The sequence below is a fragment of the Gemmiger sp. An120 genome (genome assembly GCF_002160955.1).
In the GTDB taxonomy this organism is placed as follows: domain Bacteria; phylum Bacillota; class Clostridia; order Oscillospirales; family Ruminococcaceae; genus Gemmiger_A; species Gemmiger_A avium.
Genome location: NZ_NFLN01000016.1, coordinates 15,498 through 28,286, shown reverse-complemented (window position 1 = coordinate 28,286; position 12,789 = coordinate 15,498). Strand labels below are relative to the sequence as shown.

15 protein-coding genes are annotated in these 12,789 nt (G+C 60.6%); 6 read left to right on the top strand and 9 right to left on the bottom strand.

Annotated features, from left to right (window positions below; all coding sequences use genetic code 11):
- The first annotated feature begins 31 nt into the window (after positions 1–31).
- Positions 32–1,480, top strand: coding sequence for a nicotinate phosphoribosyltransferase (locus B5E65_RS12200; protein WP_481810358.1), 1,449 nt, complete (start codon positions 32–34; stop codon positions 1,478–1,480).
- Positions 1,481–1,542: 62 nt separating this feature from the next.
- Complete coding sequence (locus tag B5E65_RS12195; protein WP_158098592.1) at positions 1,543–1,908, top strand: putative ABC transporter permease; 366 nt, start codon at positions 1,543–1,545, stop codon at positions 1,906–1,908.
- 182 nt (positions 1,909–2,090) lie between these two features.
- Here the strand turns inward: B5E65_RS12195 and B5E65_RS12190 are convergent, their stop codons facing one another.
- The 9 genes from B5E65_RS12190 to rpmG form a co-directional block, all read right to left on the bottom strand.
- On the bottom strand, positions 2,091–2,531 hold the full coding sequence (locus tag B5E65_RS12190; protein ID WP_087172040.1) for an Hsp20/alpha crystallin family protein: 441 nt from the start codon (positions 2,529–2,531) through the stop codon (positions 2,091–2,093).
- A 240-nt stretch (positions 2,532–2,771) separates the two neighbouring features.
- The gene (locus B5E65_RS12185) at positions 2,772–3,350 is read right to left on the bottom strand and encodes a hypothetical protein (RefSeq protein ID WP_087172039.1); all 579 of its coding nucleotides are present in this window, start codon (positions 3,348–3,350) and stop codon (positions 2,772–2,774) included.
- Positions 3,351–3,522: 172 nt separating this feature from the next.
- Positions 3,523–3,894: a 50S ribosomal protein L7/L12 gene (rplL, locus tag B5E65_RS12180; protein ID WP_087172038.1), complete on the bottom strand. Its 372-nt coding sequence runs from the start codon at positions 3,892–3,894 to the stop codon at positions 3,523–3,525.
- Between the two features lie 89 nt (positions 3,895–3,983).
- Positions 3,984–4,496 (bottom strand): 50S ribosomal protein L10, encoded by a 513-nt coding sequence (rplJ, locus tag B5E65_RS12175; protein ID WP_087172037.1) that lies wholly within the window; start codon positions 4,494–4,496, stop codon positions 3,984–3,986.
- Between the two features lie 214 nt (positions 4,497–4,710).
- Entirely contained in the window at positions 4,711–5,406 is a 696-nt protein-coding gene (gene rplA / locus B5E65_RS12170; RefSeq protein ID WP_087172036.1) for a 50S ribosomal protein L1, read from the bottom strand.
- Positions 5,407–5,504: 98 nt separating this feature from the next.
- On the bottom strand, positions 5,505–5,930 hold the full coding sequence (gene rplK / locus B5E65_RS12165; protein ID WP_087172035.1) for a 50S ribosomal protein L11: 426 nt from the start codon (positions 5,928–5,930) through the stop codon (positions 5,505–5,507).
- Between the two features lie 134 nt (positions 5,931–6,064).
- On the bottom strand, positions 6,065–6,586 hold the full coding sequence (gene nusG, locus B5E65_RS12160; protein ID WP_087172034.1) for a transcription termination/antitermination protein NusG: 522 nt from the start codon (positions 6,584–6,586) through the stop codon (positions 6,065–6,067).
- A gap of 40 nt (positions 6,587–6,626) precedes the next feature.
- Positions 6,627–6,860 carry a preprotein translocase subunit SecE gene (gene secE, locus B5E65_RS12155; RefSeq protein ID WP_087172033.1) on the bottom strand — a complete coding sequence of 78 codons (234 nt, stop codon included), beginning with the start codon at positions 6,858–6,860 and terminating at the stop codon, positions 6,627–6,629.
- Positions 6,861–6,877: 17 nt separating this feature from the next.
- Positions 6,878–7,027: a 50S ribosomal protein L33 gene (gene rpmG, locus B5E65_RS12150; RefSeq protein ID WP_058963484.1), complete on the bottom strand. Its 150-nt coding sequence runs from the start codon at positions 7,025–7,027 to the stop codon at positions 6,878–6,880.
- 314 nt (positions 7,028–7,341) lie between these two features.
- On the opposite strand from rpmG, the gene B5E65_RS12145 reads away from it, so the two are divergent.
- The 4 genes from B5E65_RS12145 to argS all read left to right on the top strand — a co-directional run bounded on the left by B5E65_RS12145 (position 7,342) and on the right by argS (position 11,524).
- A complete protein-coding gene (locus B5E65_RS12145; RefSeq protein ID WP_087172032.1) occupies positions 7,342–8,421 on the top strand; it encodes a D-alanine--D-alanine ligase family protein in 1,080 nt (359 codons plus the stop codon).
- Positions 8,414–9,223, top strand: a complete 810-nt coding sequence (gene murI / locus B5E65_RS12140; RefSeq protein ID WP_087172031.1) for a glutamate racemase — start codon at positions 8,414–8,416, stop codon at positions 9,221–9,223. The genes B5E65_RS12145 and murI overlap by 8 nt, the downstream gene beginning before the upstream one ends.
- Positions 9,224–9,258: 35 nt before the next feature.
- Positions 9,259–9,696: a YwiB family protein gene (locus B5E65_RS12135; RefSeq protein WP_087172030.1), complete on the top strand. Its 438-nt coding sequence runs from the start codon at positions 9,259–9,261 to the stop codon at positions 9,694–9,696.
- 73 nt (positions 9,697–9,769) lie between these two features.
- A complete protein-coding gene (gene argS, locus B5E65_RS12130) occupies positions 9,770–11,524 on the top strand; it encodes an arginine--tRNA ligase (protein WP_164488814.1) in 1,755 nt (584 codons plus the stop codon).
- Positions 11,525–12,789: the final 1,265 nt, after the last annotated feature.

The following is a 12,789-nucleotide window of genomic DNA, read 5'->3' as shown; positions in this document are numbered from 1 at the left end:
GCCGCGGGGCCGCAATGAAAGGATGAGCAGGATGTTCAACGTACAGCGCAACCTCACCACCATCATGGACTTTTACGAGCTGACCATGTCGGCCGGGTATCTGGAAGAGGGCTACGAAGACAAGATCAGTGTGTTTGATATGTTCTTCCGCCGCATCCCGGACGGGGGCGGTTTCGCCATCATGGCGGGCCTGGCCCAGTTCATTGAATCCATCGACAACCTGCATTTCACCCCGGAGGACATCCGCTTTCTGCGGGGTACCGGCGTGTTCAACGAGCGGTTTCTGACCTATCTGGAAAACTTCCAATTCCACTGCAACGTCTGGGCCATCGAAGAGGGCATGCCCATCTTCCCCAAGGAGCCGATCGTGACGGTGGAGGGCCCGGCCATTGAATGCCAGCTGATTGAAACGCTGCTGCTGGTCACCTTCAACCACCAGTGCCTGATCGCCACCAAGGCCAACCGGATCGTGCGGTCGGCCCAGGGGCGGCCGGTGATGGAGTTCGGCGCCCGCCGGGCCCAGGGCTACGACGGTGCGGTGTACGGCGCCCGGGCCGCCTACATCGGCGGCTGCGGCTCCACCAGCTGCGTGATGGCCAGCCGGGATTTCGGTATTCCGGCCAGCGGCACCATGGCCCACAGCTGGGTGCAGATGTTCCCCAGCGAGTATGAGGCTTTCAAAAAATACGCCGAGTTATATCCTGACGCCTGTGTACTGTTGGTTGACACCTACAGCGTGACCAAGAGCGGCGTGCCCAACGCCATCAAGGTGTTTGACGAGGTATTGAAACCCATGGGCAAGCGGCCCAAGGGCATCCGCATCGACTCGGGCGATATCGCCTACCTGTCCAAGAAGGCCCGGCGGATGCTGGACGCGGCCGGCTATCCCGACTGCACCATCTGCGCCTCCAACAGCCTGGACGAGTACATTGTGCGGGATCTGATTTTGCAGGGGGCCAAGGTGGACAGCTTCGGCATCGGCGAAAACATGATCACCGCCAAGAGCGACCCGGTATTCGGCGGGGTGTACAAGCTGGCCGCCGTGGGCGACGACAAGGGCGGCTACATTCCCAAGATCAAGGTGAGTGAGAGCATCGAAAAGATGACCATTCCCCACCTGAAAAAGGTCTGGCGCATCTACGACAACGAGACCGGCAAGGCCATGGCCGATCTGGTGACGGTGTACGACGAGGAAGTAGAGACCGAAAACGGCATCACCCTGTTTGACCCGGTGGAGACCTGGAAACAGCGCACCTTTACCGGATGCAGCGCCCGCTGCATCACCACCCCCATCTACCAGGGCGGCAAGCGGGTATACGAAAGCCCCAGCCTGCCCCGCATCCAGGAATACTGCGCGGCCCAGGTGGCCACCCTGTGGGACGAGGTGACCCGTTTTGAAAACCCGCACCGCTACTATGTGGACCTGAGCCAGAAGCTGTGGGACTGCCAGCAGGCGCTGCTGCGCGGCCTGAACCGCTGAATTTTTTCCGTATGAACGGAACACCTCCGGGGAAAACTCTTCTCCGGAGGTGTTTTTCGTCTATGCGGAAACGGACAATTACATTCTGCACCGGGGCGCTGGGCTATGGTGCGGTGGAGTTGGCCTGGCGGGGTTCCACCCACTGGACCATGCTGCTGGCCGGCGGGCTGGCGCTGCTGCTGATCGAGGGCATCAGCGACGGGCTGCGGCTGCCGCTGGCCCTACAGGCCGCAGCAGCCGCAGCGGCCATCACCCTGCTGGAACTGGCGGCAGGGCTTGTGTGCAACCGGCTGCTGGGCTGGCAGGTCTGGGACTATTCCCGGCAATGGGGCAACCTGTGGGGGCAGGTCTGCCCGCTGTACAGCCTGTTCTGGTTTGCGCTCTGTCTGCCCTGGGTGTGGATGTTCCGCCGCACCCGGCGCAGCTGAGCAGGAACAAAACAAAACGGCGGGGCGCGCCGTGGGGGGATTCTTTTCCCCACGGTGCGCCCCGCCTGCGGTTTGGCCCGTTCTCCGGGCGGAGAGGGTGGAAACGCGAAAAGGCCCCCGGTCTTCCGGGCGGATGCCGGAAAACCGGGGGCCGCGTTTGGTGATGCTATCCCGGTGCGCCGTTACTCAATGGCGATCCGGTTGGGCTGCTGCGGCAGAGCCGGGCTCTGCTTGGGCATGCTCAGGGTGAGCACGCCGGACTCAAACTTGCCGCGGATATCCTCGGGCTTCAGATCGCCCACATAGAAGCTGCGGCTGCAGGAACCGGCGTACCGCTCCCGGCGGATATACCGGCCTTGCTTGTCGGTCTCGTCCTTGTCCAGGCCCTTCTGGGCGCTGACGGTCAGATAACCGTCCTTCAGTTCCACGTTGACCTCGTCCTTCTTGAAGCCCGGCAGGTCAATGGACAGCGTATAGCCGCTCTCATTTTCCTGCACATCGGTCTTCATCAGGTTGCGGGCGTGCTTGCCGTACAGGGCGTTGCTGCCGTTCCACAGCCGGCGGTCAAAGGCGTCATCAAAGAATTCATCAAACAGGTTCTCACCAAAAATGCTGGGCAACATAAGTCATTCCTCCATTCTTGATGTTGCTTTCTTGTGTTGCGGGTACCCGGCCCGGGCCTCTCTTTGGGGCTCCGTTCCTTTGGTACGCTTATACTATACCACCGAGTTTTAGCACTGTCAAGCATAGAATGCTAATGTTTACAGAAAAATAATATTTCCGTCACAACTCGCCCGATTTTTGGCTAAATCAAGCCATTTCTCATTTCTCAACACAATATTAGCACTGTTTATTTTTATCTGCTAATTGTCTTTAAGGCCCAGCACAAACGGAAACTTACAGCGAAGGAAATGCCGGTAATCCGGTCCTGTCTGCGGATCGGCGTATTCCTGCAGCGCGGTGTCCCGGATCCAGGCAAGCTGGGCGGGGCTCATCTCCTCATAGCGGTGGATCACGATTTTCCCTTCCTGCTCCGCGCGCAGAATCTCTGCGTAGGCATCGGCAATCCGCTCGCATCCCAGCACCGGCACCGGCGTTTTGGACACATAGGCATCGGTGATACCCGGCAGGTTTTCCACACCCTGGGTAGGATTTGTTGAATAGATGTAGGCGGATACGCCCTGATAGGTATCCTCCAGTGCATGCGGGTAATATTCCTCCAGCCGCAACAGCCCCTGTTCGGTAAACCCGTAGGGACCCCATTTTGACCAACGGCCGGTATGGGCAAAGCCTGTTTCCCGGCAGCATTTTTCCACCGCATTGCTCAGATATACCAGAACATTCTCCCGCTTCGAGGAGAGATACACCAGCGGAATCCCGTGCTGGGAAAGCCGGGGCTGCAAACAAAGAATATCCCCGGTTTGCGATGCGTGATAGTACATGGCCGCGCCCTCTTTCTTTGGTTTTGCTTCGATTATACGATTCCGGGCAGCCGCAGGCAAGCTGCCGCTGCACCCCCGATACGCAAAAGAGGCATGGCTCCGTAGAGCCATGCCTCTTTATACACTGTGCAAAACAGGTGCGCCGCGAAACGCGGCAGTGCAAGGGACGAACTTACTTCAGCTCGACCTTGGCGCCAGCCTCTTCCAGCTTCTTCTTGATGTCCTCGGCGTCGGCCTTGGAAGCGCCCTCCTTGATGGGCTTCGGGGCGTTGTCAACCAGGTCCTTGGCGTCCTTCAGGCCCAGGCCGGTGATCTCCTTGACGATCTTGATGACGTTCATCTTGCTGGCGCCAACCTCGGCCAGGATAACGTCAAACTCGGTCTTCTCCTCAGCAGCAGGAGCAGCAGCGGCAGCGGGAGCGGCAGCAGCGGCCACGGCGGACACGCCGAACTCCTCGCAGTAGGTGTCGATCAGCTCTTTCAGCTCCAGAACGCTCAGCTCTTTGACGGCGTCGATGATCTTGGTGATTTTCTCAGAAGCCATTGTATTTACCTCCAATTTAGTTAAATTTTGTTTTTGGGGTCCGGCGCGCTCAGGCGGCGCGGCGGACGGGGTGCAGCCGGATCAGGCGATCAGGCGGCGGGTTCCTCGCTGGACTTGTCCACGTAAGCCTGCATGGCCACAGCCAGACCGCTGAGGGTGCTGGTGAGGGCGCCGGCGAACATGGAGAGCATACCCTCCAGACCGGGCAGCTTGGCAATAGCCTCAACCTCGGCCTTGTCCATCAGCTGGCCGTCGATGTAACCGACCTTGACATTGAACTTGTCCTTGCCGGCATCGGCGTACTTGCACAGGATACGGGCGGGGGCGATGCGGTCCTCCTTGGAGATGGCGATGGCGGTGGTGCCTTCCAGCACGCTGCTCATGCCCTCCAGCTCGGTGCCGGCCAGAGCCAGACGCAGCATGGTGTTCTTGACAACAGCATACTCAACGCCAGCCTCGCGCAGCTCCTTACGCATCTTGGTATCGTCGGCCACGGTGATGCCTTTGTAGTCCACGACCACGCCGGCCACGGAAGCCGCGAGCTTCTCTTTCAGCTCGGCCACATAGGCCTGCTTCTCGCTCAGGATTTTTGCACTGGGCATTTGATTTCACCTCGTTTCACACTTACTAGGCAACATAAAAGCCACCCTCCCGCACTGCGAGAAGGTGGCATAACACACTTGTAAACAAGCCTGATGCGCGTTTCTCGGCAGGCAAGGGCAGGGCCCTTTTATGCGGATTGCACCTGCTGTCTTAAAAACAGCATGAGTATTATACCGCGCAAAAGGCGGTTTGTCAAGGGTTTTGCTGAAGAAATCAGCCGCCGAACTTGGCGCCGTTCAGCTTCACGCCGGGGCCCATGGTGGTGGCCAGGGTAGCGCTGCGGATATACTGACCCTTGGCAGCGGCGGGCTTGGCCTTCACGATGGCTTCCATGACAACCTTCACGTTGTCGCTCAGCTTCTCGGCACCGAAGCTGGCCTTGCCCACGGGCACATGGATGATGTTCTGCTTGTCCAGACGGTACTCGATCTTACCGGCCTTGGCCTCGGTAACAGCACGGCCGATGTCGGGGGTCACGGTGCCCGCCTTGGGGTTGGGCATCAGGCCGCGGGGGCCCAGGATCTTACCCAGACGGCCAACCTGGCCCATCATGTCCGGGGTGGTGACCAGCACGTCGAAATCGACGAAGCCTTCGTTCTGGATGCGGGCGATCAGGTCGGTGTCGCCCACCAGCATGGCGCCGGCTTCCTCAGCGGCCTTGGCGGCGTCGCCCTTGCAGATGGCGATGACGCGCACGTTCTTGCCGGTACCGTGGGGCAGCACGACGGCGCCGCGGACCTGCTGGTCAGCGTGGCGGCTGTCAACGCCCAGACGGACATGCAGCTCAACGGTCTCATCGAACTTGGCCTTGGCGGTCTGGCAGCAGACGTTCAGGGCCTCATCCAGGTCATACAGTTTGGTACGGTCGACCAGCTTGGCGCTGTCGACATAATGCTTGCCTTTCTTCATGGCTATCTATCCTCCTAATGTGGTGGTATCGGGCGTATGGCCCTCCCACGTTATGGGGGCAGGCGCTGCGGCCCGCCCGCTTACGGGATCGCCGGGAATCAGTCCACTACGGTGACGCCCATGCTGCGGCAGGTGCCGGCGATCATGCTGATCGCGGTCTCCAGGCTGCCGGCGTTCAGGTCGGGCATCTTGGTCTTGGCGATCTCTTCCAGCTGAGCGCGGGTGATGGTGGCAACCTTGGTCTTGTTGGGCACACCGGAACCGCTCTCGATGCCGCAGGCCTTCTTGATCAGGACCGGGGCCGGAGGAGTCTTGGTGACGAAGCTGAAGGAATGGTCCGCGTAGACGGTGATGACCACGGGGATGATGTAGCCCATATCCTTCTGGGTACGCTCGTTGAACTCCTTGGTGAACGCCATGATGTTCACGCCGTGCTGGCCCAGGGCGGGACCTACCGGGGGAGCCGGAGTCGCCTTGCCGGCGGGGATCTGCAGCTTGATATAGCCAATAACTTTCTGCGCCATAATAATGCACCTCCAAAATTTGTGGTAAGTTAGCGGGCCGGGTCACGGCCCTCCCACGGGCACGGCTCGCCGCCGCGCCCTATAAAAACCGCGCCTGGCGGTTTTTACCATTGCGTTTTGTGGCCGGCTAGCGGTCACACGGGTTTGGCCTGGCTCAGTTCCAGCTCTGCCGAGGTATCGCGGCCGAACATGGAAACCTTTACCTTGACCAGGCGTTTTTCCAGGTCGATGGATTCCACCACGCCCACAAAGCCTTCCAGAGGCCCGGCGGTGATCTCCACATTGTCGCCCTGCTCATAGTCCACGCTGATTTCGCTGGCGCTCTCCACGCCCAGCCGGTCCACTTCCTCCTGAGTCAGGGGGATGGGCTTGGTGGACGTGCCCACGAAGCCGGTGACCCCGCGGGTGTTGCGCACGATGTACCAGCTCTCATCGGTCATGACCATCTTGACCAGGACATAACCGGGGAAGAGCTTGTGCTCCACCATACGCTCTTTGCCGTCCTTGATCTCGGGCACGACCTCCACGGGGATACGCACCTCGCTGATCAAATCCTGCAGGCGGCGGTTCTCCACCATGGTGGAAAGGTCCTGCGCCACCTTGTTTTCGTAACCGGAATAGGTATGCACTACATACCACATCGCCTGTTCTGCCATGACGTCACCTCCGCAATCGCAAGTCAGATGGGCGAACGGCTCACATCAGCACGCCCAGCACGCCGCGGAACAGCATGTCCAGCAGCAGCACGCAGACGGTGCACACCGCCACCACCACGATTACGACGACGGTGTTGTTGATGACCTGCTTGCGGCTGGGCCACACAACCTTCTTCATCTCGCTGGCAGTGTCGCGGAAGAACTTGGCGATGCCTTTGAAAAAGCCTTTGACCCGGGCAAAAAAGCCGGGCTTTTTGCCAGTGTTCTGTGCCATAATTCGCTCCGCCTTTCTTACTTGGTCTCGCGATGGACAGTATGCTTTTTGCAGAAGCGGCAATACTTTTTCATCTCGAGCCGGTCAGGGCTGTTCTTCTTGTTCTTCATGGTGTTGTAGTTGCGCTGCTTGCACTCCGTGCAGGCCAGGGTGATCTTCACTCGCATTTGTCTTCGGCACCTCCATTATAACGGTTTATTAAGCCTCCCTCAAACATGCGGGCTGTACCTAAAAATGGGCACAAAAAAAATAAACCCGCAAAAGAGGTGCTACCATAATACCACAAGTACCGGGCCGCGTCAAGGGGCGCGGGGGCAGAAATTCCCGGTTTTTCGCCCGGGGCAAAATTGCCCGCAAAGGTAGAAATGCCGGTATTTTTGTGCTATGATATGGATACCTATGTATAAAGTTCTCCCGCGCCCGGCCGGGTGCGGGGATCACGCGGCGGTATGCCGCTTAAGAGAAGGCAGGTTTTGCAGCTATGAACAAACAGCGTGTCGCCGTCCTGTTCGGCGGCGTTTCCAGCGAGCACGAGGTCAGCTGGAAGAGCGCCGCCACCATTCTGGACGGCCTGGACGAGGAAAAATACGAGATCTATCCCATCGGCATCACCCGCGGGGGCGACTGGTTCTATTGCCCGCTGCCCTACGACCAGATCGCGGACGGCCGCTGGCGCCAGAGCCCCGACAAGATCCCCTGCACCCTGAGCCCCAGCCGGGCGGACGGCGGTTTCCTGCTGTTTGAGCAGGGCGGCGTGAAGCCCCTGCCGGTGGACGTGGTGTTCCCGGCGCTGCACGGCAAGAACGGCGAGGACGGCACCGTCCAGGGCCTGCTGGAGCTGGCCGGGCTGCCCTACGTGGGCTGCGGCGTGCTGTCCAGCGCGGTCTGCATGGACAAGGCGGTGGCCAACACCCTGCTGGACGCGGCGGGGGTGCCCCGGTGCGAATGGCTCTGGGCCGGCCGGGTGGAATGCGCCGACTTTGAAGCCCTGCGCGCCCGGGTGGAGGGCCGCCTGCCCTACCCCATCTTTGTAAAGCCGGCCAACGCGGGCAGCAGCGTGGGCATCAGCAAGGCTGCCGACGCCGCCCAGCTGAAAGCCGCCGTAGCCACCGCCCTGGCCGAGGACGACAAGGTGGTGTTCGAGCGGTTCGTGGACGGGCAGGAGGTGGAATGCGCCGTGATCGGCAACGATACGGTCTGCGCCACCACCCCCGGCGAGATCCTGGCCAGCGCCGAGTTCTACACCTACGACGACAAGTATGTCAGCGGTACCAGCCGCACCGCCATCCCGGCCCGCCTGAGCGAGGCCAAACAGCAGGAGGTGCGCGGCTGGGCGGAAAAAGCCTACCGGGTGCTGGGCTGCACCGGTCTGGCCCGGGCGGATTTCTTTGTGGAGCGGTCCACCGGCGAGGTGCTCTGCAACGAGCTGAACACCCTGCCCGGCTTCACCGCCATCAGCATGTATCCCAAACTCATGGAGGAGGCGGGCACTCCGCTGCCCCGTCTGCTGGACCGGCTGATCGCCCTGGCGGTGCAGCGGGGGGAGGGCCGCCATGGATAAGCGGCCCATCGGGGTATTTGACTCCGGGCTGGGCGGCCTGACCGCCGTGCGGGAGCTGCGCCGCATCCTGCCCGGGGAGGACATTGTGTATTTCGGGGACACCGGCCGGGTTCCCTACGGCACCCGCGGGCGGGACACCATTCTGCAGTATGCCCGCCAGGATGTGCGGTTTCTGCTGACCCAGGACGTGAAGTTCATCATGGCCGCCTGCGGCACCGTGAGCAGCGTCTACCCCACCGAGGAGGCCGCCAAGCTGCCGGTGCCCTATACCGGGGTGGTGGGGGCCACCGCCCGGGCGGCGGCAGCGGCCACCCGCAGCGGCCGGATCGGGGTGATCGGCACCGCGGCCACCGTGCGCAGCGGCAGCTTCGCGGCGGTGCTGGCCCAGCTGGACAGCCGCCTGGAGGTGCGGGCCAAGGCCTGCCCCATGTTTGTGCCGCTGGTGGAGAACGGCTACGTGACCCCCGGCGACCCGGTTGCGCTGGCCATCGCCCACCAGTATCTGGACGAATTGCGGGACGCGGGGGTGGATACCCTGATCCTGGGCTGCACCCACTATCCCCTGCTGACCGGCACCATCCGAATGGTGATGGGCCCGGACGTGGCCCTGATCGACCCGGGCCGGGAGACCGCCGACGCGGTAAAGGACGCGCTGGAACAGCTGGAACTGCTGAACGGCACAGGCGGCACCGCCCGTTATTTTGTGAGCGACGCGGTGGAGCAGTTCCGCCAGGTGGCGGATCTGTTTTTGGGGGAATACGCCGGCGGGCCGGTGGAGCAGATCCCCATTGAGACCTATTGACCCACGCACAGGAGAGACAAAAGAAAGGAACGAGCATGCGCGAGGAGTATCTGATCCGGATCCACGGGGTGATGGAACAGGACGACGACCGGGACAGCGTGGAGCTGATGACCCGGGGCAGCTTTGTCTGCCGGGAGGGCAGCTTCTATATTACCTATAAAGAAACAGAGGCCACCGGCTACGAAGGCTGCACTACCGTGGTGCGGGTAAACCGGGACCAGCGGCGGGTGAGCATGATGCGGTACGGCAAGACCTCCAGCCAGCTGGTGATAGAAAAGGGCGTGCGGCACATCTGCCACTATGAAACCGCCTATGGCGCCATGAGCCTGGGGGTGGCCGCCGATGAAATTGAAAGCCATCTGACCGAGGACGGCGGCGAGGTACGGTTCAGCTACACCCTGGACACCGAACTGAACGGCCTGGTGAGCCGGAACCTGGTGCACATCACGGTGCAGCCGGTCCCGCCCCAGTGAACAGGAATATACCAAATCATATAAAGAGAGGAAATGAAACGTGGAGAAGCAGTACGATGAACTGATTGCCGAGATGAAAGAGACCTACAAGAACTACAACCCCCGCCAGGCCAGCCTGGACGAGGCCCGGGCCCTGCTGACCCAGGCCGCCCAGGCCGCCATGGCGGCAGGCGACCTGCCCCAGGTGGAACTGCCGGACTTCATCGTGGAGATTCCCGCCGACCCGAAGAACGGCGACGTGGCCTGCAACCTGGCCATGGCCGGCGCCCGGGTGTTCAAGAAGGCCCCCCGCCAGATTGCGGAGACCATCCTGGCCCATCTGCCCGACCTGACGGACAGCCCCGTGGACCGGGTGGAGATCGCCGGCCCCGGCTTTTTGAACGTGTACCTGAGCACCGGGCCCTACACCGGCACCGTCTACGCCGCTACCCTGAACGAAGAGTACGGCCGCACCGACTGGGGCAAGGGCCAGAAGGTGAACGTGGAGTTTGTTTCCGCCAACCCCACCGGCCCCATGCACCTGGGCAATGCCCGGGGCGGCGCGCTGGGTGACTGCCTGGCCGCGGTGCTGGACTGGGCCGGCTGCGATGTGACCCGTGAGTTCTACGTGAACGACGCGGGCAACCAGATCCAGAAGTTCGGCAAGAGCCTGAGCGTGCGCTACCAGCAGATCTTTGTGGGCGAGGAGGCCGCGCCCCTGCCGGAGGACTGCTACCAGGGCGAGGACATCAAGGTTCTGGCCCGGGCTTTTGCGGATCAGGAAGGCGACAAGTGGATGACCGCCGACGAAGAGGCCCGCAAGCAGGCCCTGATCGACTTTGCCCTGCCCAAGAACATCGCCGGGCTGGAGCGGGATCTGGCCAAATACCGGATCGCCTACGACGTGTGGTTCCGGGAGAGCACCCTGCACGACAGCGGCGCGGTGCAGGCCGTGGTGGACAAACTGCTGGCCAGCGGCGCCTGCTACAAGGCGGAGGACGGCGCCATCATGTACCGCAGCGCCCAGTTCAGCGAGAAGTACGGCGCGGCCAACAAGCGCAAGGACGAGGACGAGGCCAAGGACGAGGTGCTGGTGCGTGCCAACGGCATCCCCACCTACTTTGCCGCCGACATCGCCTACCATTACAACAAGCTGGCGGTGCGTGGCTTTGACAAGGCCATCGACGTGTGGGGCGCGGACCATCACGGCCACGTGGCCCGGATGAAGGGCGCCATGGACGCGGTAGGCCTGGACGGCACCAAGCTGGACGTGGTGCTGATGCAGCTGGTCAAGCTGGTGCGGGACGGCCAGCCTGTTCGGATGAGCAAGCGCACCGGCAAGGCCATCACCCTGACCGACCTGCTGGACGAGGTGCCCATCGACAGCGCCCGCTTCTTCTTCAATATGCGGGAGGCGGGCAGCCAGGTGGAGTTTGACCTGGATCTGGCCGTCAAGGAGGACAGCGACAACCCGGTGTACTATGTGCAGTACGCCCACGCCCGTATCTGCTCCATCCTGAAGAAGCTGGCCGCCGCCGGCATCGAGTACGAGGGCATCCACGCCTGGGCGGGCTACACCTGGCCGGAAGAAGCCGAGCGGGATCTGATCCGCGCGGTGGGCGCCTTCCCCGCCGAGATCGTGGGCGCGGCCAAGAACTACGACCCGGCCCGCATCACCCGGTATGTGATCGACCTGGCCGGCAGCTTCCACAAGTTCTACAACAGCTGCCGCATCCTGGACGCCGAGCCCGCCACCCGGCAGGCCCGCATCGCCCTGTGCCTGGCGGTGAAGCAGGTCATCTTCAACGTGCTGACCATGTTCAAGATCACCGTGCCCGAGCAGATGTAATAACACAAAACCCGCCCCGGTAACCCGGCGCGGGCATACAAAAAGGTGGATCGCATATGGCGACCCACCTTTTTCATTGTACCGCAAAAGTCATACCTATTTCAAGACAACATTTGTACAAACTTTGGGCGTTTTTTCCATGTAGTTTGTCAATGGATTTTCCCCCCTGCACCGCATATAATATAGACAAAGAAAGACAGACAGCGAAAGGGAAAGGCTCAAGGGAGCCGGAAACGCTGACTATCGAAAGAAAGGAGCGATCCCGATGTCCAATACTGAACCCGTGCAGCAGTGGCAGGCACGGGGGCGCTGAACAAGAACCGCTTGACCAGATGCGGGTGGTAACCCGGAAAGACCAAATGAGCTGAGTTCTTAAAAAAAGCGATCACCCCGTGTTCCTGCCGAAGAGGAACCCTTTTATATAGATGGTACAAGAAACGACATGGTTTGAGCGTTCGAAGATTCAAGAATTATTTTGAGTTGCGAAGCAAACCCGATCGACTGGCCACCTAAACGATCAGAAGATTCTCATTTCGGATTTTCCGAAGTGAAATACCAAATTTATCTGACCGAACATCTTTCAATAACAAGAGGCTTTGACGCCGATGCACAAGTAAATTTGTAACGCGCATCCCCTGTTTCGGAAATCCGAAACCGCACCTTTCAAAAGCGTGGCTGTTTCTCAACAACGCGATGGCGAAGTTCAGACACCAGTCTACTGCGGGACGTGCAGGTCGGGTAGCCGGCATGTGGATGTACAGCTGCTAAAGCTTGTGAGGTTTACTCCAATGTACTAAGTTGTGATCGCCCTCGATCCCCAGGAGAAAGGGCAGGAAAACAATAGTCAGGTACTATTGCGAAGAGCGGGGGTTCTGAACCCGTCCATTGTGCGAAATGCAAGGTCCGCACTTTCCTGATAAGAGAGCAGGCGGATAGCGTTCGCGGATACCGTTCATGGCTCCCGTTTTATTACCGCCCGAATGGGTCTGGTATAGCCGGCAAATGCATATCCGGATGCGGTGTACGCCCGGATGGCTGCCCGGAAAATTCGGAACAGGGTTTCCGAAATGATTCTTCTTCCAAATGGAAACGCGTTGAAACGTATCCCAAACCCCGAACCGCAAACGAAAAATCTGTATACCGCCTCTGCCTTGCATCATAAGCAACCAGCAGTTTCAAAGGCAATCCATGGATCTTTTCCAAAGCATACGGGAAGTAAGAACGAGTGATGTCCGCGTAGAACCGATTGGCAAGGCAGGATCCGG